This is a genomic window from Microbacterium saperdae, assembly GCF_006716345.1.
Taxonomy (GTDB): Bacteria; Actinomycetota; Actinomycetes; order Actinomycetales; family Microbacteriaceae; genus Microbacterium; species Microbacterium saperdae.
The window spans coordinates 1800011-1824762 of sequence record NZ_VFOX01000001.1; the positions used below are offsets into that span (position 1 = coordinate 1800011).

Genomic DNA, 24752 nt, shown 5'->3' on the forward strand with positions numbered 1-24752 from the left:
AGGTACACCGCGCCTTCGCGGGTAAAGGGCAAGGATGACGTCATGAAGAGCATGCAGTGGTTCCTGATCGGTGTGATCGGTGGCTTCGTCGCCGCGCACTTCATGAACAAGGACCCTCGTGGCCACGACATCCTCGCCGAGGTCGACGCCCGCATCAACGGGTTCACCGCGATCATCGGCGACGCCTACCGCGAGCAGGAGGCACGGCTCACGGAGCCGGGCAAGAACTGAACCATCGCCGCGCCTCGGCGCAGCATCTTCACGCAAGGACACCCGGCACCTTATGAAAACTGCGGAGATCGCGCAGCGTTACCTCGACTTCTTCGAGAAGAACGACCACCTCATCGTCCCCTCGGCCTCTCTGGTCAGCGAGGACCCCTCCCTGCTGTTCACGGTCGCCGGAATGGTGCCGATGATCCCGTATCTCACGGGTGTCGTCCCCGCCCCGCACCCGCGCATCGCGGACCTGCAGAAGTGCATCCGCACCAACGACATCGAAGAGGTCGGCCGCACGGCCCGTCACGGCACGTTCTTCCAGATGCTGGGAAACTGGTCGTTCGGCGACTACTTCAAAGAGGGCGCGATCCGTTACGCCTGGGAGCTGCTGACGTCATCCGAGTCCGACGGTGGTCTCGGGTTCGACGAGAAGGACCTCTGGGTCACCGTCTACGAGACCGATGACGAGGCCGAGGCCATCTGGCGCGACATCATCGGCCTGAAGCCGGAGCGCATCCAGCGGCTCGGCCGTGCGGACAACTACTGGAACACCGGCCAGCCCGGACCCGGCGGACCCGACTCCGAGATCTTCTTCGACCGTGGTCCCTCCTACGGCAGGGACGGTGGACCGGCCGTCGACGACACGCGCTTCCTGGAGATCTGGAACCTCGTGTTCATGCAGGACTTCATCGAGAACATCCGTGGCAAGACGGAGTTCGACATCGTCGGCGAGCTGCCGATGAAGAACATCGACACCGGCATGGGCCTGGAACGCGTCGCGTTCCTCAAGCAGGGTGTCGAGAACATGTACGAGTCCGACCAGGTGCGCCCGGTCCTGGACCGTGCGATCGAGCTCTCCGGTCGTCGATACGGCGCCGTGCACGAAGACGACGTGCGCTTCCGCGTCGTCGCCGACCACGTGCGCTCCTCCCTCATGCTCCTCTCCGACGGCGTGCGCCCCTCCAACGAGGGTCGCGGCTACATCCTGCGCCGCCTGATGCGTCGCACGGTGCGCTCGATGCGCCTGCTCGGCGTCGACGAGCCGGTCTTCCCCGAGCTCTTCGCCGCCTCGCGCGACGCCATGAAGGAGACCTACCCGGTGCTCGAGCAGGACTGGGCGATGCTGTCCGGCTCGGCGATCGCCGAGGAGGAGACCTTCCGGCGCACGCTGGCCTCGGGCTCCACGATCCTCGACCTCGCGCTCGACGAGACCAAGAAGGGCGGCGGGGCGACGCTCAGCGGCCCTGAGGCGTTCCTGCTGCACGACACCTACGGCTTCCCGATCGACCTCACCCTCGAGGTGGCAGAGGAGGCCGGGCTCTCCGTCGACCGTGCGGCCTTCGACACGCTCATGCAGGAACAGCGTCAGCGGGCCAAGGACGACGCCCGCAACCGCAAGCGCCAGCTCGCCGATGTCTCGGTGTACCGCGACCTGCGTGCGCTCGGCGAGACCGGTTTCGACGGGTACACCGCCCTCGAGGTCGAGTCGCGCATCCTCGGCCTGCTGGTCGACGGCCAGCTGGTTCGCAGCGCCGCAGAGGGCCAGATCGCCGAGGTCATCCTCGCCGAGACCACGCTCTATGCCGAGTCCGGCGGCCAGGTCGCCGACAAGGGCACGATCGTCGGACCCGGCTTCGAGCTGGAGGTGCTCGACGTGCAGCGTCCGGTGCCGGGGCTCATCAGCCACACGGTCGAGGTCGTCCGTGGCAGCGTCGCGGTCGACGATGCCGCCACGACGGTCGTCGACGCCGCCAACCGTCGTGCCGCGCGTCAGGCGCACTCTGCGACGCACCTGGTGCACGCCGCGCTGCGCGACACGCTGGGCCCGACCGCCACGCAGGCGGGCTCGCTGAACCGCGCCGGCTACATGCGCTTCGACTTCTCCTGGTCGCAGGCGCTGTCGGGCGAGACCCGCTCGGAGATCGAGGAGATCACCAATCGCGCCGTGCAGGATGCGCTGGAGGTCACGACCCGCGTCATCTCGCTCGATGAGGCCAAGGAAGCCGGAGCGATGGCTCTGTTCGGCGAGAAGTACGGCGATGTCGTGCGGATGGTCGACATCGGCGGCCCCTGGTCGCGCGAACTCTGCGCGGGCACGCATGTGAGCTCGAGCGCCGAGATCGGTCTCGTCAGCATCGTCGGCGAGTCCTCTGTGGGCGCGTCGAACCGGCGTATCGAGGCCCTCGTCGGCGTCGATGCCTTCCGCGAGCTCGCGGCGGAGCGTGCGATCGTGTCGCAGCTCACCAGCTCGCTCAAGACGCCGAGGGAGCAGCTCCCCGAGCGCATCGCCGACCTCGCCGCCAACCTGAAGGCCGCCGAGAAGCGCATCGCCCAGTTCGAGGCCAAGGAGCGCGCGGGTCAGGTGCCGGCGATCGCCGATGCCGCCGTGCGGGTCGGGGCGTTCCTCGTCGCCGCGCAGTCTCTCGGAGATGTCGCGTCGGCGGATGACGTCCGCGACCTCGTCCTCGGTGTGCGCGAGCGTCTCGGGTCTGCTGCGGCTGTCGTGGCTCTCGGCGCCGTCGTGAACGGTCGCCCTGTGGTCGTCGTGTCGACCAATGACGCGGCACGCCAGGCCGGTGCAAAGGCCGGAGCGCTCGCGAAGCGCGCCGCCGGAGTGCTCGGCGGTGGCGGAGGCGGACGCGACGATGTCGCGCAGGGCGGCGGGACGGACGCTGCGGCTCTGCCCGCGGCGCTGGAGGCCATCTCCCAGGAGCTGCACGCAGCGTGAGCGGTTTCCGCCGCGGAGTGCGGCTCGGAATCGATGTCGGGCGCGCCCGGATCGGGGTCGCGCGCTGCGATCCCGACGGGATGCTCGCCGTGCCGGTCGAGACGGTCGCCCGCTCCGAGGCGTCTCTCGACCGGCTCGCCGAGCTCGGCACCGAGTACGAACCGCTCGAGTTCGTGGTCGGTCTCCCTGTCAACATGCAGGGGAGCGACACGGCCTCGACCGTCGACGCCCGCGAGTTCGCCGCTGCTCTCCAGGCTCGCACCGGGACGCCCGTGCGCCTCGTCGACGAACGTCTGAGCACGGTCACGGCACACGCGGCGCTGCGGTCTTCCGGGAGATCTCAGAAGAACTCTCGTAGCATTGTGGATCAGATCGCCGCCGTCGTCCTTCTGCAGCAGGCGATCGATATGGAGAAGAGCACCGGGAACCCGGCCGGCGCCACGATTCCGCCTGACGAGGAGCCTGCCTGAACATGTCCGAACGCGAGAGTGCTTCCCCCCAGCACGATCCGGACGCCCGGTTGGGCGACCTGTTCGAGAACCTTCCCGATCCGACGCAACAGCTCCCGACGGTGGACAACAGCGCTCCCGTGCCGGGCTCGCGCCGCGCCGCGCGTGAAGCGGCCTCGGCCACGGGGCAGGGCGCTGCCTCTGAGGCCCCTCGCGCCGCATCTTCGGAACCGGCTGCCGCTCCCGTCCGTGCCTCCGCGGATGATGCGGGGCGGGGCGAGCCCTCGGCGACTCCTGTCCGTGACTCCGCGGACGCGGTGGACGCGGCGGATGCCGGTGACACTCCCACCCGCGCGCTTTCGCAGGTCCCGCCGGCGTCGGGCGAGTCGCAGCCGCCGCTGGGCGGAGGGCTCGATGACCTCTTCGCTCCGCATGAAGATGAGCACGCGAGCTCGCGCGCACCCAAGAAGAAGCGGCGGACCGGCTGCCTCGTGGCACTGATCATCGTGCTCGTCATCGTCGGCGGTATCGCGGCGACCGGCGTCTGGGTGATGAACACCTACGGCGACAAGATCAACGAGGCTATGGGCTGGGGCGAGCCCAAGGACTGGGAAGCGGGCCTCGCCACGGGCGAAGCGTTCGTGACGATCAGCGAGGGCGACACCGGTGCGCCGGTGTCCACCAAGCTGTTCGAGGCGGGTATCACCAAGACCGAGGATGTCTTCTACGACTACCTCGTCAAGGAAGAACCCGACCTCACGTTCTACCCGGGCGTCTACAAGCTGCAGAAGAAGATGACGGCCGCAGCGGCCGCTGAGGCTCTGCAGAATCCGGACAACAAGATGGAGAACACCGCTTCCATGTCGGAGGGCGGGACGATCGTCTCGTCGCTGCCGGGGATGGCGGAGTCCCTCGGATTGCCGCTCGCTGATTTCGAGGCCGCCGTCAAGGATCCCTCGGCCTATGGCGTCGATGCGCAGAACCTCGAGGGGTGGCTGTTCCCCGCGGTCTACACCTTCGATCCCGACGTCACGGCCGTCCAGGTGATCCAGCGGATGGTCGACCGCACACGCGAGGCCCTGACGGAGGCCGGAGTGCCCGACGCCGACGCCGAGCGGGTCCTCACGATCGCGTCGATCATCCAGCGCGAGGGACGTACCGACGATTTCGCCAAGGTGTCGCGGGTCATCCAGAACCGTCTCGACATCGACATGAAGCTGCAGATGGACTCGACCGCGCAGTACGGCTACGGCTCGCTGCACGAGGGAGTCGTGTCCAGTTCGGCCGAGGCGCTCGAAGATCCGAACCCGTGGAACACGTACGTGCACACGGGACTGCCGATCACGCCGATCGCCAGCCCGAGCTTCAAGGCCATCGACGCCGCGATGCATCCGGCTGACGGCCCGTGGCTCTACTTCGTGACGATCAACCTCGCCACGGGGGAGACGCAGTTCTCCGAGACCTACGAGGAGCATCAAGCGGGGATCGTGAAGTGGCAGGCCTGGTGCCGGGACAATCCCGACGCCGGATGCTGACATCGTGAACTCGACACGCCTGGCTGTCTGGGGCGACCCGATCGCACACTCGCTGTCACCGGCCCTGCACGCGGCCGCCTATGGGGTGCTCGCGCTGGAGTGGGAGTACGGTCGTCGGCAGGTCTCTGCTCCCGCATTCCGCGAGGCACTGGCCTCGCTCGACGCGTCCTGGCGAGGTCTCTCGCTGACGATGCCCCTGAAGGAAGCGGCCTTCCGCGCCGCCGCGACGCGCGATCGCCATGCCGAACTCAGTGGCGCCGTGAACACACTGCTGCTCGGCACCGAGCCGACCGGGTTCAACACGGATGTGGGTGGCATCGTCGATGCCCTCGCCGAGAACGGCATCACCGCGGTGGGAACCGTGCGCATCCTCGGCGCGGGAGCCACAGCGGCATCCGCCCTGCTCGCGGCGGCCGAACTCGGCGCGACCCGGGCCGACGTGCGGGCACGACGTCCGGAGAAGGCCGCAGGGCTCGTGGCTCTGGGGGAGTCGCTCGGAGTGCGTGTCACGGCCGACCTTATCCATGCCCCCGTCGAGCGAGTGGAACTGACGCTCGCGACCCTCCCGAGCGGGACTGATCTCGACGCGTCCCTCGCGGGCCGGCTGGCCGACGGCGGGGGAGCGCTCTTCGATGCCGCATACGCGCCCTGGCCATCGGCATTGGCCTCTGCCTGGGGGGGACGATCGGTGATCTCCGGCCTCGGGATGCTGCTGCACCAGGCCGTGCGCCAGATCCGCATCTTCCACCACGGTGAGCCCCTCGAGCCTCTGCCTGACGAGGGGCGCGTGCTCGCCGCGATGCGCGCCGCGCTCTGACTTCGCTCCCGACGACCACCGACCACGCCGCCGCACGGTGACACGCGGCGCATGACAGACCGCAACCCATGGGAGACTGGAGCAATGCTCCGCGTGCTCACTGCCGGCGAATCGCACGGCCCAGAACTCATCGCTGTGATGGAAGGACTGCCCTCCGGCGTCCCGGTGTCCTCCGAGGCCATCCAGGCCGATCTCGCCCGACGCAAGCTCGGCTATGGGCGCGGCTCGCGGATGAAGTTCGAGCAGGACGAACTCACCATCTCCGGCGGCGTGCGCCACGGCAAGACGCTGGGCAGCCCCATCGCCCTGCGCATCGGCAACACCGAGTGGCCGAAGTGGATCGAGGTCATGAACCCCGAACCCGTCGAGCTGACCGACAAGTCGCGCGGTCGCAGCGCGCCACTGACGCGCCCACGCCCCGGTCACGCCGATCTGGTCGGCATGCAGAAGTACGACTTCGACGAGGCGCGGCCGATCCTCGAGCGCGCGAGCGCCCGCGAGACCGCCGCCCGTGTCGCCCTCGGCGCGATCGCTCGCTCGTTCCTCGGCGAACTGGGGATCCGTCTCGTCAGCCACACGCTGTCGATCGGTCCCGTGCGGGTACCCGACGGCTCCGCGCTGCCGACGCCGGATGACGTCGACCTGCTCGACGCCGATCCGCTGCGCTGCTTCGATCCCGCCACCTCGGCTCTCATGGTGGCCGAAGTCGACGAGGCCAAGAAGGACGGCGACACGCTCGGCGGCATCGTCGAGGTGCTCGCCTACGGTCTGCCGCCGGGACTCGGCTCCCACGTGCACTGGGACCGCCGGCTCGACGCGCGGCTCGCGCAGGCGCTCATGAGCATCCAGGCGATCAAGGGTGTGGAGGTGGGCGACGGCTTCGAGACCACGCGGCGTCGCGGCTCCGCGGCGCACGACGAACTGTTCGCCACGGCGGACGGCATCAGCCGCGGCTCCGACCGCGCCGGCGGCACCGAAGGCGGCATGTCCACCGGCACGGTGCTGCGGGTGCGTGCCGGGATGAAGCCGATCGCCACGGTGCCGCACGCCCTGCGCACGATCGACATCGCGACGGGCGACGACGCCACCGCGCACCACCAGCGCTCCGACGTCTGCGCGGTTCCGGCGGCGGGTGTCGTGGCAGAGGCCATGGTCGCGGTCGAGCTGGCACGTGCGGTGCTGGAGAAGTTCGGCGGCGACAGCATCCGCGAGACGCGACGGAACCTCGAGGGATACCTCGCCGGCATCCCGGAGGAACTGCGTACAACTCCGGCGTCCGAGGCGGCGCTCATCGCGCATGACGAGCGAGGCTGAGCCCCTCACGCTGGTCCTCGTCGGCCCCATGGCCGCGGGCAAGACCAGCGTGGGTCGGCGCGTGGCTCGACGGCTGCGCGTGGCGTTCATCGACACCGACAAGCGTGTGGTGGCTGAGCACGGACCCATTCCGGAGATCTTCGCCGCGCACGGCGAAGCACATTTTCGCGAGCTGGAACGCGCCGCGGTGGCGAAGGCGCTCGCGGAGGGCGGCGTGATCTCTCTCGGCGGTGGAGCGGTGACCGACGCGGGCACGCGCGAACTGCTGCGCGCGCACCCCGTCGTGTTCCTCACGGTGTCGCCCGATGCGGTCGCCGATCGGATCCGCGGAAGCAGCAGGCCGCTGCTCGCCGGAGAGGACCCGTTGGCTCGCTGGCAGGCGATCTTCGAAGAGCGCCGCGGCTGGTACGACGAGGTCTCGTCGACGACATTCGACACGTCCCGCAGACCGATGCAGAGGATCGCGGACGAGATCGTGGCATGGAGGAGAGAACAGCGATGAGCACGACGACCATCAGTGTCACCGGGAACGACCCCTACGACATCACCATCGGACGGGACATCCTCGACCGTGTCTCTGCGGCGCTCTCGCCCGCCGTGCGGAAGATCCTGGTCGTGCATCCGCCGACGCTGGCAGCGCGGGCCGGTGAACTGCGCGACCGTCTGCTCGCCGACACCGCGAACGGTCCGCGCGAGGTACTGCTCGCCGAGATCCCCGATGCGGAGCAGGGCAAGCGCATCGAGGTCGCCGCCTTCTGCTGGCAGGTCATGGGTCAGGCGGACTTCACCCGCACCGACGCCGTCATCGGATACGGAGGAGGCGCGGTCACCGACCTCGCCGGATTCGTCGCGGCGACCTGGTTGCGTGGCATCGAGGTCGTCCAGGTCCCGACCACCGTGCTGGGTCTCGTCGACGCCTCCGTGGGCGGGAAGACCGGCGTGAACACGGCCGAGGGCAAGAACCTCGTCGGCGCCTTCTGGGCTCCGCGGGCCGTGATCGGCGACCTCGACGAACTCGCCAGCCTGAGCCCGAACGAGGCCACCGCCGGTTTCGCCGAGGTGGTCAAGGCCGGGTTCATCTGGGCCCCCGAGATCCTCGACATCATCGAGGCCGACCCGGCGCGCGCGATCGACACGACCACGGACGAGTTCCGCCGCGCGGTCGAGCTCGCGATCGACATGAAGGCCAAGGTCGTGTCCGACGACTTCCGCGAGGCGGGTCAGCGCGAGATCCTCAACTACGGTCACACCCTCGGACACGCGATCGAGCACTCCGAGCGCTACAAGTGGCGTCACGGCGCGGCGATCTCCGTGGGCATGCTGTTCGCGGCCGAGCTCTCGCGTCTCGCCGGCCGGCTTCCGGATGAGGCCGCACTCCGGCACCGCACGATCCTCGAGTCCCTCGGACTGCCCACCTCGTACCGGGCAGGCGCCTGGCCGGCGCTGCTCGCCACGATGCAGCGCGACAAGAAGAGCCGCGGCGGCATGCTGCGCTTCATCCTGCTGGATGACATCGCCAAGCCGACCGTGCTGCAGGCGCCCGACGAGTCGCTGCTGTTCGCGGCCTACCAGGAGGTCGGGGCATGACCCGCCGTCTCCTGCTCGTGAACGGCCCCAATCTCAATCTCCTCGGCACCAGGGAGCCGGGCATCTACGGCACCGCCACTCTGGCGGACGTCGAACGGCTCACCGCCGATGCGGCTGCGGACGGCGGCTTCGAGGTGCGTGCGGTGCAGAGCAACCACGAAGGCGTGCTGATCGACGCGATCCACGCCGCACGGGAGGATTGCGAGGGCATCGTGATCAACCCCGGAGGACTCACGCACACATCCGTCGTCCTGCGCGATGCGCTCACCGGGGTGGGCCTGCCGTTCGCCGAGGTGCACATCTCCGACGTCTACGCGCGGGAGCAATTCCGGCACCATTCCTACCTGCACGATGTCGCCGCCGTACGCGTGATCGGCGAGGGCGTGGACGGATACGCGAACGCCGTGCGACAGCTGATCGCACTCATCCCGTAGAATCGACTGTCGGTCCTCCCTGTCCTCGCGACGCGGCGGCCGAAAAAACCACACACGAACGGAACCCGCAGCGCATGGCATCTACCGCAGACATCAAGAACGGCGTCGTCCTCAGCATCGACGGTCAGCTCTGGAGCGTCATCGAGTTCCAGCACGTCAAGCCTGGCAAGGGCGGAGCGTTCGTGCGGACGAAGCTCAAGAACGTCGTCTCCGGCAAGGTCGTGGATCGCACCTACAATGCCGGAGCCAAGATCGACATCGAGAACGTCGACCGCCGCGACTACACGTACCTGTACACGGATGGCGACGGCTACGTCTTCATGGATGCCACCGACTTCGACCAGATCACGGTCGGCGCCGCCACGGTCGGCGACGCGAAGAACTTCCTCCTGGAGAACCAGCAGGTCACGATCGCGCTCAACAACGGCAACCCGCTGTACATCGATCTTCCGGCCTCCGTCATCCTCGAGGTGACGTACACCGAGCCCGGCCTGCAGGGAGACCGCTCCTCGGCCGGCACGAAGCCCGCGACGTTGGAGACCGGCTTCGAGATGCAGGTGCCGCTGTTCCTCGAGACCGGCACCAAGGTCAAGGTCGACACCCGCACGGGTGGCTACCTCGGCCGCGAGAAGTAAGGCGTGGGCGCCCGCACGAAGGCGCGCAAGCGCGCTCTCGACATCCTGTTCTCCGCCGACGTCCGTGGCGACGAGGTCACCGTGGCACTTGCCGCAGAGGCAAAGCGTGCCGCGAGTGAGCCCGCCCGTGAGGCATCCTGGCTGTACGCCCGCGAGGTCGTAGACGGCATCGTCGATCACCGCGACGAGATCGACGAGCAGATCACGACGCACAGTCGTGACTGGAAGCTCGAGCGCATGCCCGCCGTGGACCGCGCGCTGCTGCGTATCGGCGTCTGGGAGATCCTCTACAACGACGAGGTGCCCACCGCCGTGGCCATCGACGAAGCGGTCGAACTCGCCAAGGAGTTCTCGACGGACGATTCCGGCGCGTTCGTGCACGGCGTGCTCGCCCGGGTCTCCCGCTCCGCCTGATCCGTCTCGTCCGGGTCATCGTGCCCATGTCGGATACTGCGGGAAGGATGTCGGCATGCCCGCACCTCACGTCGACCTCCGTCATCTCATGCAGATCACGGATGCCGGTGGCTACTCGCGCGGGCTCGCCTACTTCCGTGAGGGAAACGTCCTCGACGTCGTCTGGGACGAGGAGCGGCACGAACTCGAAGCGCATGTGAGGGGCAGCCGCGACGCGACCTACCTCGTGGAGGTCGGCTTCGTCTCGTCGAACGGCAAGAGTCATGCGCGTTCGACCCGGTGCTCGTGTCCTGTCCGTTCCGGATGCAAGCACGTGGTCGCGGCGATCCTCGCCTCGAACGTGCAGGAGTATTCGCAACAGAGCGGGGCCCTGACCGCAGAGCCCGCTGCCGCAGCGCCCCCCGCCGAACCACCCGCGGCTCCGTCATGGCGTGCGCTGGTCGACCAGACGGCCACCGCACAGACGCGCCCTCTGGCGCTCGGGGTCGAGCTGCGCCATCGTGAGCCCCGCGGTGACAACCACTGGGGGCCGCGGACCGTGCGTCCGGCAACACCCCGCGACCTCGCCAGAGGCACCGGAGAGCTTCTCCTGGCGATCCGCCCGTTGATGCGCAGCCATCAGAGCGGATCGTGGATCCAGGGGCATGCCACATGGGACCTCGTGCGACGCGATGCATCGCAGTTCGGACGGGCGCAGAACCGCTGGTTCGGCGACCTTCTCAGCATCTCGCGCGATTCGCTGCTGTCGGGCAACGCCGGCGATTGGCTGGTCGTGGATCAGATCGAGTCCGGACTGCTGTGGGGGCACCTTCGAGCGGGCGCGGCTCTCGGCATCCCGCTCGTGGCCAGCCAGAAGAGCGCGACCGTGCAGCTCGCGGACACGGCGGAGATCTCGGCCACGATCGCCCGAGATGATGACGGGGCGCTGACGGTCGCCGCGGCCGTGTCCATCGACGGCGCGGTGATCCGCACCGCCGAGGTGCATCCGATCGGACGCTCCGGGGTGTATTCCGCCGTTCTCCAGGGCAGCCGTATGCAGCTGACGCTCGCAGAGATGCCGCTGAGTCCGCAGGTGCGTGCGCTGCTCGAGGCGCGGCGCCCGATGATCGTGCCGGTGCAGGACGAGGCGGCGTTCATCGAGGAGGCGTATCCGCTGCTCGCACGGCGCACCGTCGTGCAGACGGTCGGAGAAGTCGCGCTCCCGGCGATCCCGTCCCCGGAACCGGTGCTGAAGGTCGCATTCGAGCGGGGCGACGTCGTGAGCTACTCCTTCGTGTGGTCGTATCGAGGTTTCGGCACCATGCCCTTCGCCCCCAGCCCGTCGGCGGTGCGCGATCCTGAGGCCGAGGAAGTGCGCGGCGCTGAGCTCGAGACGGTGTGGCAGGAGCATATGTCGACACGGTTCCGGGCATCCGGCTCCTTCCACGACATCGATGCCGCGGCCTTCATCGCCCAGGTCGTGCCTGCATTCGAACGCGAGGGCGTCACCGTCGTCACGACCGGGACGCGCAAGGAGTATCGCGAGCTCACCGGCGCGCCCGAGGTCACGGTGTCGACCGTCGAGACCACCGATGCGGACTGGTTCGATCTGGGCATCATCGTGACGATAGATGGCCGGAGCATTCCGTTCGGGCCGCTGTTCTCCGCGCTCAGCAAGGGGAAGAAGAAGCTCCTGCTGTCCGATGGCGGCTACTTCACCCTGAACCATCCGGCGCTCGACCGACTGCGTGAGCTCATCGAAGAGGCGGGGGAACTCGACGAATGGGAGACCGGGCCTCGGATCAGTCGCTACCAGACGGATCTCTGGGAGGAGTTCGAGGATCTCGCAGACGAAGCGCAGCCGGCCGTGAGCTGGCGGTCCACCGCCGAAGGGCTGCGTGAGGCGACGGGTGTGCCCTCGACCCCTGTACCCCCGGGGCTCCGTGCAGAGCTGCGGCCGTATCAGAAGACTGGATTCGACTGGCTCGCCTTCCTCTGGCGACACCGGCTCGGCGGCATCCTGGCCGACGACATGGGTCTCGGCAAGACGCTCCAGCTGCTGACCTTCGTGCAGCACACGCGCGACGAGGGCGAGCGTCGCCCGTTCCTCGTGCTCGCGCCGACCTCTGTGCTGAGCACGTGGAGGACCGAGGCTGCGCGATTCACTCCCGGGCTCCGGGTCGTGGTCGTCGAGAGCACCAGTGGAACGCGTCGCGGGACCCTGGCGGATGCCGCCGCCGGGGCCGACATCGTCGTGAGCTCCTACACGGTCGCGCGACTCGACGATAAGGAGTTCAGCGGCGTCGAGTGGGCAGGACTCATCCTCGACGAGGCCCAGTTCGTCAAGAATCCGAAGACGAAACTGCACCGGGCGATCTCGACGTTCCATGCCGACGTCACGTACGCGGTCACGGGCACCCCGATGGAGAACAGTCTCTCCGATCTGTGGTCGCTGCTGAAGCTCGCGGCCCCGGGACTGTTCCCGTCTGCGCGCAAGTTCCGGGATCGCTACATCCAACCGATCGAGAAGGGCAAGGTCCCCGAGAACGAAGAGGGCGGGGAGTACCGGCAACGACGGCTTGCGCAGTTGCGCCGTCGCATCCGACCGCTGATGCTGCGCCGGACCAAGGAGCTCGTCGCTCCGGATCTGCCCCCGAAGCAGGAGCAGGTGCTCGAGGTCGAGCTCAGTGAGGCTCATCGGGCGCTCTACGACGTGGTGCTGCAGCGGGAACGCCAGAAGGTGCTCGGGCTCCTCGATGACCTGGACCGCAACCGTTTCATCGTCTTCCGATCCCTGACGCTGCTGCGCATGCTGAGCCTTGCGCCGGGGCTCGTGGATGAGAACGACGCTGACATCGGCTCTCGTAAACTCGACACCCTCCTCGAGCGGGTGGTCGAGCTGCAGGCAGAAGGACATCGGGCGCTGGTGTTCAGTCAGTTCACGTCGTTCCTCGACCTCGCGGCGGCACGGCTCGAGGAAGCCGGCATCCCCTACGCCCATCTCGACGGGGCGACGCGGCGTCGGCAGGACGTCGTGGAGGGCTTCCGGGCGGGGGAGCAGCCGGTCTTCCTGATCAGCCTGAAGGCGGGCGGGTTCGGCCTCACCCTGACCGAAGCGGACTATGTGTTCCTGCTCGACCCGTGGTGGAACCCCGCAGCCGAGGCGCAGGCGATCGACCGCACGCATCGCATCGGTCAGACCAGTCAGGTCTTCGTGTATCGCATGATCTCGGCAGGGACGATCGAGGAGAAGGTCCGCGAACTCCAACAGCGCAAGGCGCGCCTGTTCACCGCCGTCATGGACGATGAGGCGCTGTTCGCGCAGTCGCTGACCGCAGACGACATCCGCGGGCTCTTCGAGAGCTGAGGCGCTTTCTCACGGCCCGTCAGACGGCTCGTCCAGCGAGCCGCCGGTAGAATCGAGCGCGTCCAGACGAGGCATCCCGATCGGGTGCCCGGGATGCACAGGAGGAGCGCAATGCGGATCACGGGACTCGGCCACGCCGGGATGTTCATCGAGACGGTCGGCGGCAACATCATCTGCGACCCGGTGCTCGGCCCGTCCTTCTTCGGCTCCTGGTTCCCGTTCCCCGACAACCGCGGTCTCGACTGGGAACGTTTCGGGCGTGAGGCGGACTTCCTCTACATCTCGCACCGTCACCGCGACCACTTCGACCCGAAGCTCCTCGAGCGCTACATCTCGAAGGACATCGAGGTGCTCCTTCCCGAGTACCCGATCGACGACCTCGAGCGCGACATCCGCGCGCTCGGCTTCGAGAACATCACGTACGCTCCCGCCGGGGAGATCATCCAGCGCGGCGAGCTCAAGATCATGATCACGCCGCTGCGCGCTCCCAGCGACGGACCGATCGGCGACTCCTCGCTCAGCGTCGACGACGGCACCGGTTCGATGCTGAACCAGAACGACTCGCATCCGCTGGATCTGGACACGCTGCTCCACTTCGGCAAGCCCGATGCCTACTTCACCCAGGTCTCCGGCGCGATCTGGTGGCCCATGGTCTACGACCTCCCGCTGGACGCGAAGCAGAACTTCGCGCAACTCAAGCGCGACTCGCAGAACAAGCGCGCGATGTACTACATCGACAAGGTCGATGCTCCGCACGTCTTCCCGATGGCCGGCCCGCCGATGTTCCTGCGCGACGACCTTTTCGACTTCAACGGACTGGGCAGGAACGGCGAGTCGATCTTCACGGATCAGAAGCAGTTCCTCGCGCACATGAAGGAGCTGTCTCCGCAGTACGACGGCCAGCTGTTCGTCCCCGGCACGCTCGTGACGGTCGATGGCGGTGAGGTGACCACGGAGCAGACGCTGTACAGCGAGGCCGAGCTCGCGCACATCTTCGATGAGAAGTGGGACTACCTCGAGGAGCAGCAGGCCAGCCGGCAGCAGGAGATCCTCGACGAGGAGGCCTCGCGCGCGGAGATCATCCCGCCGGAGGAGATGCTCGCCGCGATCAAGGCCTGGTGGGAGCCGCTGCTCAAGAAGTCGCGGACCATCCGCCTCGGCGTCGGAGGCAACGTGCGTTTCCGCATCGGGGAGCTCGACATGGTCGTCGACTTCCCGCGCGCCAAGGTGCGCGAGTACGCGGGGGAGGAGTGCGTGTACTGGTACACGATCCCCGCCGATCTGGTGTCGACCAACATCCGCGACCACGAGATCGACTGGTCGAACTCGATCTTCCTGTCGATGCAGTTCCAAGTGGGCCGCAGCGGCAAGTTCAACGAGTTCCTCACCACGTTCCTCAAGTGCCTCTCTGTGGACCGGATCGAGTACGTCGAGAACTGGTATCAGGAGCAGACCGACCAGAACGAGGACGCCGAGATCGGCGACTGGGTCGTGCAGCGCCGGTGCCCGCACCTGCGTGCCGACCTCACCAAGACCGGCAAGGTCGACGAGAACGGCGTGCTCACGTGCAGCATGCACGACTGGAAGTGGGACCTGAAGACCGGCAGCTGCCTGTCGACGAGCGGCCACCCGATCCGTGCGACCAAGGCCGAGGACGTCGCCGAGGAGCTGCTGGAGCCAGCGAGCTGACCGGCGCGGCCTGACGTCGTCCGAGGGGGGACGTCTCCGATAGACTCGATTCACAAGCAACCTTTAACACCGTCCTGTGAGGCGGAGAAGGGAGCGGCCGATGAGCACGCGCACTGTGCTGCAAGAAGCCGATATCTCGCGGGGATTGACCCGCATCGCTCATGAGATCCTCGAATCGAATCGGGGCGCTGAGAACCTCGTCCTGCTGGGCATTCCGACCCGCGGCGTGACTCTCGCACATCGCCTGGGCACGTTGATCAGCACGATCGCCCAGGAGTCCGTCCCCGTGGGCGCTCTGGATGTGACACTGTTCCGCGACGATCTCTCGAAGCACCCGACGCGCTCTCCGCGTCCGACGGAGATCCCCGTCGGTGGCATCGACGGCAAGACCGTGGTGCTGGTCGACGACGTGCTGTTCTCCGGACGCAGCATCAGGGCCGCTCTCGACGCGATCCAGTCGATCGGTCGTCCCGCGGTGGTGCGTCTCGCGATCCTGGTCGATCGTGGCCACCGCGAACTGCCCATCCGTCCCGACTTCGTGGGGAAGAACATCCCCTCCGCCCGCACCGAGCGGGTCAACGTGCGCCTCTTCGAGAACGACGGGGCCGAGGAGGTGACGATCGGCGCATGAGGCACCTGCTCGACACCCACACTCTCGACAAGACCACTGCTCTGCGCATCCTCGATGTCGCCGAGGACATGGCCGACACGCAGTCCCGTGAGGTCAAGAAGCTCCCGACGCTGCGGGGCAAGACCGTGGTCAACCTCTTCTTCGAGGATTCGACCCGTACGCGCATCTCCTTCGAGGCCGCCGCCAAGCGTCTCTCCGCCGACGTGATCAACTTCGCGGCGAAGGGGTCGAGCGTCTCCAAGGGCGAGAGCCTGAAGGACACCGCCCAGACCCTCGAAGCGATCGGTGCGGACGCGGTCGTCGTGCGGCACCCGAGCTCCGGAGCCCCGCAGACCCTCGCGACGAGCGGCTGGATCTCGGCCGGCGTCGTGAACGCGGGAGACGGCACGCATGAGCATCCCACGCAGGCGCTCCTCGACGCATTCACGATCCGCAAGCGCCGCTTCGGTGCGGACAGCCGAGGCAGGGATCTCGCCGGTGTGCGCGTCGTCATCGTCGGCGACGTGCTCCACTCCCGGGTCGCGCGATCGAACGTCTGGCTCCTGACCACTCTCGGCGCCGAGGTCACTCTCGTCGCTCCACCCACGCTCGTGCCGCAGAACGTGTCGCAGTGGCCGGTACGCGTGCTCTACGATCTCGACGTCGCCCTGGCCGACGAGCCGGACGCCGTGATGATGCTGCGTATCCAGCTCGAGCGGATGAATGCGGCGTATTTCCCCACTGAGCGGGAGTATTCGCGACGCTGGGGGCTTGACGCACTGCGTGTGGCCGGTCTGCCGGACGGTAGCATTGTGATGCACCCCGGACCCATGAACCGCGGGCTGGAGATCTCCTCCGCAGCTGCCGATTCCGCCCGATCCACGGTGCTGGAGCAGGTCGCGAACGGGGTCTCCGTCCGCATGGCGGTGCTGTACCTGCTCCTGGCAGGAGAACGAGACGACGAACGAGGGGGAGACCTGTGAGCGAGACCCTCGTGATCACCGGTGCACAGCTGGTGGGCGCGGAGAGCGCCGACATCATCATCGAGAACGGTGTGATCGCCGAGATCGGAACCGGCCTCAGCAGGAGCGGGGCCCGCGTCATCGACGCGAACGGCCTCGTGGCCCTGCCCGGCCTGGTCGACCTGCACACGCATCTGCGGGAGCCGGGCTATGAGGCTTCGGAGACGATCCTCACCGGCACCAGGGCCGCTGCGGCCGGCGGCTTCACCGCCGTGTTCGCGATGCCGAACACCTCGCCCGTCGCCGACACCGCCGGTGTCGTGGAGCAGGAGCTCGCGCTCGGAGAGGCAGCAGGCTACGCGACCGTGCAGCCGATCGGCGCGGTGACCGTGGGTCAGAAGGGGGAGCGCCTCGCCGAGCTGGGGGCGATGGCCTCGTCCCGTGCGAAGGTCCGCGTCTTCAGCGACGACGGCTCCTGCGTGTTCGACCCGCTCATCATGCGCCGGGCACTCGAGTACGTGAAGTCCTTCGGCGGAGTGATCGCGCAGCACGCGCAGGATCCGCGGCTGACCGAGGGCGCCCAGATGAACGAGGGCATCGTGTCGGCCGAGCTCGGCCTCGCCGGTTGGCCGGCCGTCGCAGAAGAGTCGATCATCGCCCGTGACGTGCTGCTGGCGGAGCACGTCGGCTCGAAGCTGCACGTGTGCCACTTGTCCACCGCAGGGTCGGTGGACATCATCCGCTGGGCCAAGAAGCGGGGGATCGCGGTCACGGCCGAGGTCACGCCGCACCACCTGCTGCTGACGGATGAGCTCGTGCGCGGGTACGACGCCCGCTTCAAGGTCAACCCGCCGTTGCGCCGCGAGGAGGATGTGCTGGCCGTGCGCGAGGGCCTCGCCGACGGCACGATCGACATCGTGGCCACGGATCACGCTCCGCATCCCAGCGAGCACAAGGCCTGCGAGTGGCAGGCCGCGGCGAACGGCATGGTGGGCCTGGAGAGCGCGCTGCGCGTGGTTCACCAGTCGATGGTGCAGACCGGTCTCATCGGATGGGACGATGTCGCGCGCGTCATGAGCGCCACTCCCGCGCGGATCGGTCAGCTCGCCGGACACGGCACTCCGCTCGCTGTCGGGCAGCCCGGCCACCTCGCGCTCTACGACGCCTCGGTCGACGGCGTCTTCACGGAGACGGACCTGCACGGACGCAGCGTGAACTCGCCGTACCTCGGCCGCGCTCTGCCCGGACGGGTGGAGTTCACCGTGCACGGCGGCGTCCTGACCGTCGACGCGGGCGCCGTGGTCGAGGAGCTGAACGCATGAGCACACGAGATATCGCCATCGCGATCACGATCGCCGTGGCGCTGCTGGTGCTGCTGACGATGCTGCTCGCCTGGCGACGACGACTGCGACGCGATTCCGCGCTCACGGCTCCGCTCGGCGTGCCGGAGCACGCCGAGGTCGGCCGCCGCGACGAGGTGCTGTACGTCTCGACGACACGGCATGACCAGCCTCTCGAGCGCGTGACCGTGTCACCGCTGGAGTACCGCGCCCGCGGTGAGCTGGCCGTGACCGATCGCGGTGTCGCGCTCTGCCTCGACGGCGCACCCACCGTGTTCCTCGCATCGTCCCGACTCGTCGCGGTGGATCGGGCCACGGTCACGATCGACCGCGTGGTCGAACCCGGCGGTCTCATCCGCATCGCATGGAACGCGGACGACGAGACGATCGTCGATTCGTACCTGCGCCTCGCCTCCGGCGATCCCCGAACCCTCATCTCTGATCTGCAGCGGCTCGTCCCCGCCGCCCCCGACACAGGAGCCACACGATGACCGCGCTGCCCGAACCCGCCGTACTCGTCCTCGAAGACGGCACCCGTCACGTCGGCCGTGCCTACGGCGCCCGCGGAACCACCCTCGGCGAGGTCGTCTTCGCCACCGGCATGTCCGGCTACCAGGAGACCCTGACCGACCCGTCCTATGCGGGCCAGATCGTCCTGCAGACCGCGCCGCACATCGGCAACACCGGGATGAATGACGAAGACACCGAGTCGCGACGCATCTGGGTCGCCGGCTACATCGTGCGCGATCCCTCGCGTGTGGTGTCGAACTGGCGCGCCAACGCCTCGCTCGACGAGATCCTCGTGCAGGACGGCATCGTCGGCATCAGCGGCATCGACACCCGCTCGATCACACGCCACATCCGTTCGGCCGGCTCGATGCGCGGCGGGATCTTCTCCGGTGAGGCGGCCGCACTCGACGCCGAGGAGCAGGTGCGCATCGTGCGCGAAGCTCCTCAGATGGCGGGTCGCAACCTCTCCGCAGAGGTCTCGGTCGACGTCGCCACGATCACCACGGGGATCGGCGAACGCGTGGGGAACCTCGCCGTGCTCGACCTCGGGGTGAAGCAGGCCACGATCGACAACCTCGCGGCCCGCGGGTTCGACGTGCACGTGCTCCCGCAGAACGTGACCATCGATGAGATCCGCGCGATCGACCCGGTCGCGGTCTTCTACTCGAACGGCCCCGGAGACCCGGCGGCATCCGACGGACACGTCGAACTGCTGCGCGCAGTGCTCGACGACGGACTGCCCTTCTTCGGCATCTGCTTCGGAAACCAGCTGCTCGGTCGTGCGCTCGGTCTCGGCACCTACAAGCTGCCGTTCGGTCATCGCGGGATCAACCAGCCGGTGCTCGACAAGACCACCGGTCGTGTGGAGATCACCGCACACAACCACGGCTTCGCCGTGGAGGCTCCTCTCGACGGCGCCTTCGACAGCCCGAACGGCTACGGAAAGGTCGAGGTCAGCCACGTCGGTCTGAACGACAACGTGGTCGAGGGTCTGCGTGCCCTCGACATCCCCGCCTTCTCCGTGCAGTACCACCCCGAGGCCGCCGCCGGCCCCCACGACGCCAACTACCTCTTCGACCGGTTCCGCGACCTGGTCGTGGCAACCAAGAAGGACGCCAAGTAATGCCCAAGCGCGACGACATCCGCTCCGTCCTCGTCATCGGCTCCGGCCCGATCGTCATCGGTCAGGCCTGCGAGTTCGACTACTCCGGCACCCAGGCGTGCCGCGTCCTCCGTGAAGAGGGCGTGCGCGTGATCCTGGTGAACTCCAACCCCGCGACCATCATGACCGACCCCGATTTCGCCGACGCGACCTACGTGGAGCCGATCACCTGGCAGGTCATCGAGACGATCATCGCGAAGGAGCGCCCTGACGCGATCCTCCCGACGCTCGGCGGTCAGACGGCCCTGAACGCGGCGATCCAGCTGCACAACCACGGCATCCTCGAGAAGTACGACGTCGAGCTCATCGGCGCCAGCTTCGAGGCCATCAACAAGGGCGAGGACCGCCAGATCTTCAAGCAGCTGGTGCTCGACGCCGGCGCCGACGTCGCCGACTCCCGCATCGCGCACACCATGGACGAGGTGCTCGCTGCGGCCGGCGAACTCGGCTACCCGCTCGTGGTGCGCCCCAGCTTCACGATGGGCGGCCTGGGCTCCGGGTTCGCCTACGACGAAGAGGACCTGCGTCGCATCGCCGGTGCCGGCCTGCACGACTCGCCGACCAACGAGGTGCTCCTGGAGGAGTCGATCCTCGGGTGGAAGGAGTACGAGCTCGAGCTCATGCGCGACACCGCCGACAACACGGTCGTCGTCTGCTCGATCGAGAACGTCGACCCGGTGGGCGTGCACACCGGAGACTCGATCACCGTCGCCCCCGCCCTGACACTCACCGACCGTGAGTACCAGAAGCTGCGCGACATCGGCATCGACATCATCCGTGCCGTGGGCGTGGACACCGGTGGCTGCAACATCCAGTTCGCGGTCAACCCGGAGAACGGCCGCATCATCGTGATCGAGATGAACCCGCGCGTCTCGCGTTCGAGCGCCCTGGCCTCGAAGGCGACGGGCTTCCCGATCGCGAAGCTCGCAGCCAAGCTCGCGCTCGGCTACCGTCTGGACGAGATCCCCAACGACATCACGGGCGTCACCCCGGCGAGCTTCGAGCCCACGCTCGACTACGTCGTGGTGAAGGTCCCGCGGTTCGCATTCGAGAAGTTCCCGGCCGCTGACGCGACGCTCACGACCACCATGAAGTCGGTCGGCGAGGCGATGGCGATCGGCCGTAACTACGCCACGGCGCTGCAGAAGGCGCTGCGCTCGCTCGAGAAGCGCGGCTCCAGCTTCCACTGGGGCACGGAGGATCGCTCGCTCGAGGAGCTTCTCGAGATCTCGAAGACCCCGACCGACGGACGCATCGTCACGCTGCAGCAGGCGCTGCGCAAGGGCGCGACCGTCGAGCAGGCGTTCGACGCGACCGCGATCGACCCGTGGTTCATCGACCAGATCGTGCTGATCAACGAGGTCGCCGAGATCGTGCGCACCGCGCCCGAGTTCGACGCCGCCACGCTCCGCTACGCGAAGGAGCACGGATTCTCCGACGCACAGCTGGCCGAGATCCGCGGCATCAGCGAGACCGAGGTCCGCGGAATCCGTCACGGTCTGGGCATCCGTCCCGTCTACAAGACCGTCGACACCTGCGCCGGCGAGTTCCCCGCCCTGACGCCGTACCACTACTCGAGCTATGACTTCGAGACCGAGGTCACGCCGTCCGAGCGCACGAAGGTCGTCATCATCGGCTCCGGCCCGAACCGCATCGGACAGGGCGTCGAGTTCGACTACTCCTGCGTGCATGCCTCGTTCGCGCTGTCGGACGCCGGGTTCGAGACCATCATGGTCAACTGCAACCCCGAGACGGTCTCGACCGACTACGACACCTCCGATCGGCTCTACTTCGAACCGCTCACGCTGGAGGACGTGCTCGAGGTGCTCGACGCGGAGGCCGCGAGCGGCACCATCCTCGGTGTCGTGTGCCAGCTGGGCGGCCAGACGCCGCTCGGACTCGCCAAGGGCATCCAGGACGCCGGCTACACCGTGCTCGGCACGAGCCCCGAGGCGATCGACCTCGCCGAGGAGCGCGAGCTGTTCAGCGGCATCCTCGACGCCGCCGGACTCGTCGCCCCGCGCCACGGCACGGCGATCGACGTGGACGGCGCCGTGGGCATCGCCGAGGACATCGGATACCCGGTGCTCGTGCGCCCGAGCTTCGTGCTCGGCGGACGCGGCATGGAGATCGTCTACGATTCGCCCAGTCTGCGCGACTACTTCGTGCGCACCGCCGGCGAGGTCATCATCGAACCCGGCAAGCCGCTGCTGGTCGACCGGTTCCTGGATGATGCGATCGAGCTCGACGTCGACGCGCTGTACGACGGCACCGACCTCTACATCGGTGGCGTCATGGAGCACCTGGAGGAGGCCGGTATCCACTCCGGAGACTCCAGCTGCACGCTGCCGCCGATCTCGCTCGGACGCTCCGACATCGACCGGGTGCGCATCGCGACGCTCGCGATCGCCGAGGGCGTCGGGGTGCGCGGGCTGCTGAACGTGCAGTTCGCGATCAGCGCCGGGGTGCTCTACGTGATCGAGGCGAATCCGCGTGCGAGCCGCACCGTGCCGTTCGTGTCGAAGGCCCTGGGCATCCCGCTCGCGAAGGCCGCGAGCCGCATCATGGCCGGGTCCACGGTCGCCGAGCTGAAGGCCGAAGGCCTGCTGCCCGAGAACGACGGCTCGCGGGTGCCGCTCGGCGCTCCGGTCGCCGTCAAGGAAGCGGTGCTGCCGTTCAAGCGGTTCCGCACCAAGGACGGCAAGATCGTGGATTCCGTGCTCGGGCCGGAGATGCGTTCCACCGGTGAGGTCATGGGGATCGACAAGGACTTCCCGACTGCGTTCGCGAAGAGCCAGGCTGCGGCCTACGGCGGCATGCCGACCTCGGGTACCGTCTTCATCTCGGTCGCCGACTCGGACAAGCGTGCCGTCATCCTGCCTGCTCATCGCCTGCAGCAGCTCGGCTTCACGATCGTCGCCACCGAGGGCACGGCCGAGATCCTCTCGCGCAACGGCATCGCGGTCACGGTCGTCGAGAAGTACAGCGAGACCCAGGAGAGCGGCGCGCAGAACGTCGTCGACCTGATCAACGACGGCTCGATCGACATCGTCGTGAACACGCCGTCGGGCGGCGCGGCGCGCGCGGACGGCTACGAGATCCGTGCTGCGGCTGTCGCGGCCGACAAGGCACTCTTCACGACCATGGCGGTGCTCGGCGCGGCGGTCAGCGGTATGGATGCCGCGCACGAGGGCTTCGACGTCAAGAGCCTCCAGGAGTACGCGCTGGACCGGAAGGCGACGGTGTGAGCGCAGGTTTCGGTGAGCGCGTCCGGACGGCACTCCGCTCGTCCGGGCCGCTCTGCGTCGGGATCGATCCGCATGCGGCTCTCCTCGACGCCTGGGGTCTGACGCAGGACGCCGCCGGCGTGCGGGAGTTCGGGCTGCGTGTGGTCGCTGCGGCGGCCGATCGGGTCGCGATCGTGAAACCGCAGGTGTCGTTCTTCGAGCGGTTCGGATCCGCCGGGTTCGGAGCGCTCGAGGATGTGCTCGCCGAAGCGCGCGCGGCAGGGCTGATCGTGATCGCGGATGCCAAGCGCGGCGACATCGGCTCGACGATGGACGCCTACGCGGCCGCCTGGCTCACTCCGGGTTCTCCGCTCGAAGCCGATGCGCTGACCGCCAGCCCCTACCTCGGTGTGGGCGCACTCGACGGTGCCTTCGCGCTCGCGGGTCAGCACGGCAAAGGCGTCTTCGTGCTCGCGGCCACCAGCAACCGCGAGGCGGAGCCCCTGCAGCGTTCGCGCCAGGACGATCGCTCCGTCGCGGCCGGAGTGCTCGCCGAGGTGTCGCTCCGGAACGCGGCAGCGGTCGCGCCGGGGGAGTGGGGGAGCATCGGTGTCGTCATCGGCGCCACCGTCGACTGGCCCGCTGCGGGTATCGAGACCTTCGCTCCGTCCGCGCCCATCCTCGCGCCCGGATTCGGCGCGCAGGGCGCGGAGCCGGCCGACCTCGGCGACCGTTTCGGCGCGATGGCGGCGAGCGTCATCGCCAGCGAGAGCCGCAGCATCCTCGGTGCCGGCCCCGATGGCATCCGAGCAGCGATCGAAGCGCGCGTCGCGCAGTACCAGGAGGCCGCACGTGGCTGAGACACGAGTCATCCCCGAGGTCGACAGGGCCGCCGCCGCGCGGAAGGCGGTCGAGCGTCGACGTGCGCGCGCGTCGCTCAAGCGGGACCTCACCATGCGAGTGATCACGCCCCAGGCCGTGCTGCGTCGGGCGATCGACGACCCGGACTCCGTCGAGGGCTCCATGCGGATCACGGACTTCCTGCTCGCGCTGCCGGCGATCGGTGCGGGCAAGCGCGACCGCGTGCTCGAGGATCTCCAGATCTCGCCGGTCAAGCGCCTCGGAGGGCTCGGTGCCCGCCAGCGCGTCGTCCTCGAGCACTGGCTCGACGGCCGCTTCCCCCCGCTGTCACCGCGCGGCGCGCGGAGTCGGCTGCTCGTGCTCGCCGGTCCCACAGCCGTCGGCAAGGGCACCGTGGCGGCGCACATCCGTGAGAACCACCCCGAGATCCACCTGTCGGTCTCGGCCACCACGCGTCCGCCACGCCCGGGCGAGATCGACGGCGTGCACTACTACTTCGTGGACGACGCCGAGTTCGACCGTCTCATCGAGCACGGCGAACTGCTCGAGTACGCCGTCGTGCACAATCGTTCCCGCTATGGCACCCCGCGTCCGCCGATCGACGCCGCCCTGGCGGAGGGGAAGACCGTCCTGCTCGAGATCGATCTGCAGGGCGCGCGCCAGGTGCGGGCCGCTGAGCCGGCCGCCACGCTGATCTTTTTGCTGCCTCCGAGCTGGGATGAACTCGTCCAACGACTCGTCGGTCGAGGCACGGAAGGCGCCGAGGAACGCGCCAGACGACTGCGCACCGCGAAGGTCGAACTGGCTGCGCAGAACGAGTTCGATCACCTCATCGTGAACGAGAACGTCGCCGATGCCGCCGCCGAGGTCGTAGAATTGTCTTCAAGCTCTGCACGCTGAGTCTTCTCGCGTGCCC

At 68.2% G+C, this 24752-nt stretch carries 21 protein-coding genes; all 21 read left to right on the forward strand.

Going from position 1 to position 24752, the window contains the following annotated elements; translation table 11 throughout:
* Positions 1-42 precede the first annotated feature (42 nt).
* The 21 genes from FB560_RS08580 (at position 43) to gmk (ending at position 24736) form a co-directional block, all read left to right on the forward strand.
* Positions 43-231, forward strand: a complete 189-nt coding sequence (locus tag FB560_RS08580) for a hypothetical protein (protein ID WP_017830547.1) — start codon at positions 43-45, stop codon at positions 229-231.
* 52 nt (positions 232-283) lie between these two features.
* The gene (gene alaS / locus FB560_RS08585; protein WP_141871974.1) at positions 284-2944 is read left to right on the forward strand and encodes an alanine--tRNA ligase; all 2661 of its coding nucleotides are present in this window, start codon (positions 284-286) and stop codon (positions 2942-2944) included.
* A complete protein-coding gene (ruvX, locus tag FB560_RS08590) occupies positions 2941-3414 on the forward strand; it encodes a Holliday junction resolvase RuvX (protein ID WP_141871975.1) in 474 nt (157 codons plus the stop codon). The genes alaS and ruvX overlap by 4 nt, the downstream gene beginning before the upstream one ends.
* 2 nt (positions 3415-3416) lie before the next feature.
* Entirely contained in the window at positions 3417-4928 is a 1512-nt protein-coding gene (gene mltG, locus FB560_RS08595) for an endolytic transglycosylase MltG (RefSeq protein ID WP_141871976.1), read from the forward strand.
* 4 nt (positions 4929-4932) lie between these two features.
* Positions 4933-5745, forward strand: a complete 813-nt coding sequence (locus tag FB560_RS08600; protein WP_325058548.1) for a shikimate dehydrogenase — start codon at positions 4933-4935, stop codon at positions 5743-5745.
* An 84-nt stretch (positions 5746-5829) separates the two neighbouring features.
* Positions 5830-7059 (forward strand): chorismate synthase, encoded by a 1230-nt coding sequence (gene aroC, locus FB560_RS08605; RefSeq protein ID WP_141871978.1) that lies wholly within the window; start codon positions 5830-5832, stop codon positions 7057-7059.
* The gene (locus FB560_RS08610) at positions 7043-7561 is read left to right on the forward strand and encodes a shikimate kinase (protein ID WP_141871979.1); all 519 of its coding nucleotides are present in this window, start codon (positions 7043-7045) and stop codon (positions 7559-7561) included. Before aroC ends, FB560_RS08610 begins: the two co-directional genes overlap by 17 nt.
* Positions 7558-8646, forward strand: coding sequence for a 3-dehydroquinate synthase (gene aroB / locus FB560_RS08615; RefSeq protein ID WP_141871980.1), 1089 nt, complete (start codon positions 7558-7560; stop codon positions 8644-8646). Before FB560_RS08610 ends, aroB begins: the two co-directional genes overlap by 4 nt.
* Positions 8643-9080 carry a type II 3-dehydroquinate dehydratase gene (gene aroQ / locus FB560_RS08620; protein ID WP_141871981.1) on the forward strand — a complete coding sequence of 146 codons (438 nt, stop codon included), beginning with the start codon at positions 8643-8645 and terminating at the stop codon, positions 9078-9080. Before aroB ends, aroQ begins: the two co-directional genes overlap by 4 nt.
* 74 nt (positions 9081-9154) lie before the next feature.
* Positions 9155-9715 carry an elongation factor P gene (gene efp / locus FB560_RS08625; RefSeq protein ID WP_141871982.1) on the forward strand — a complete coding sequence of 187 codons (561 nt, stop codon included), beginning with the start codon at positions 9155-9157 and terminating at the stop codon, positions 9713-9715.
* Between the two features lie 3 nt (positions 9716-9718).
* Positions 9719-10129 (forward strand): transcription antitermination factor NusB, encoded by a 411-nt coding sequence (gene nusB, locus FB560_RS08630; RefSeq protein ID WP_141871983.1) that lies wholly within the window; start codon positions 9719-9721, stop codon positions 10127-10129.
* Positions 10130-10184: 55 nt separating this feature from the next.
* Complete coding sequence (locus FB560_RS08635) at positions 10185-13475, forward strand: DEAD/DEAH box helicase (protein WP_229673156.1); 3291 nt, start codon at positions 10185-10187, stop codon at positions 13473-13475.
* Between the two features lie 111 nt (positions 13476-13586).
* Positions 13587-15164 (forward strand): Rieske 2Fe-2S domain-containing protein, encoded by a 1578-nt coding sequence (locus FB560_RS08640; RefSeq protein WP_141871984.1) that lies wholly within the window; start codon positions 13587-13589, stop codon positions 15162-15164.
* Positions 15165-15264: 100 nt separating this feature from the next.
* On the forward strand, positions 15265-15795 hold the full coding sequence (pyrR, locus tag FB560_RS08645; RefSeq protein ID WP_141871985.1) for a bifunctional pyr operon transcriptional regulator/uracil phosphoribosyltransferase PyrR: 531 nt from the start codon (positions 15265-15267) through the stop codon (positions 15793-15795).
* Complete coding sequence (locus FB560_RS08650) at positions 15792-16757, forward strand: aspartate carbamoyltransferase catalytic subunit (protein WP_141871986.1); 966 nt, start codon at positions 15792-15794, stop codon at positions 16755-16757. Before pyrR ends, FB560_RS08650 begins: the two co-directional genes overlap by 4 nt.
* Positions 16754-18058 carry a dihydroorotase gene (locus FB560_RS08655; protein WP_141871987.1) on the forward strand — a complete coding sequence of 435 codons (1305 nt, stop codon included), beginning with the start codon at positions 16754-16756 and terminating at the stop codon, positions 18056-18058. Before FB560_RS08650 ends, FB560_RS08655 begins: the two co-directional genes overlap by 4 nt.
* Positions 18055-18567 carry a PH-like domain-containing protein gene (locus FB560_RS08660; protein WP_141871988.1) on the forward strand — a complete coding sequence of 171 codons (513 nt, stop codon included), beginning with the start codon at positions 18055-18057 and terminating at the stop codon, positions 18565-18567. Before FB560_RS08655 ends, FB560_RS08660 begins: the two co-directional genes overlap by 4 nt.
* Positions 18564-19709: a glutamine-hydrolyzing carbamoyl-phosphate synthase small subunit gene (gene carA, locus FB560_RS08665; RefSeq protein ID WP_141871989.1), complete on the forward strand. Its 1146-nt coding sequence runs from the start codon at positions 18564-18566 to the stop codon at positions 19707-19709. Before FB560_RS08660 ends, carA begins: the two co-directional genes overlap by 4 nt.
* Complete coding sequence (gene carB, locus FB560_RS08670; RefSeq protein WP_141871990.1) at positions 19709-22996, forward strand: carbamoyl-phosphate synthase large subunit; 3288 nt, start codon at positions 19709-19711, stop codon at positions 22994-22996. The genes carA and carB overlap by 1 nt, the downstream gene beginning before the upstream one ends.
* Complete coding sequence (gene pyrF, locus FB560_RS08675) at positions 22993-23835, forward strand: orotidine-5'-phosphate decarboxylase (protein ID WP_141871991.1); 843 nt, start codon at positions 22993-22995, stop codon at positions 23833-23835. Before carB ends, pyrF begins: the two co-directional genes overlap by 4 nt.
* Positions 23828-24736, forward strand: a complete 909-nt coding sequence (gene gmk, locus FB560_RS08680; RefSeq protein ID WP_141871992.1) for a guanylate kinase — start codon at positions 23828-23830, stop codon at positions 24734-24736. The genes pyrF and gmk overlap by 8 nt, the downstream gene beginning before the upstream one ends.
* Positions 24737-24752 lie beyond the last annotated feature (16 nt).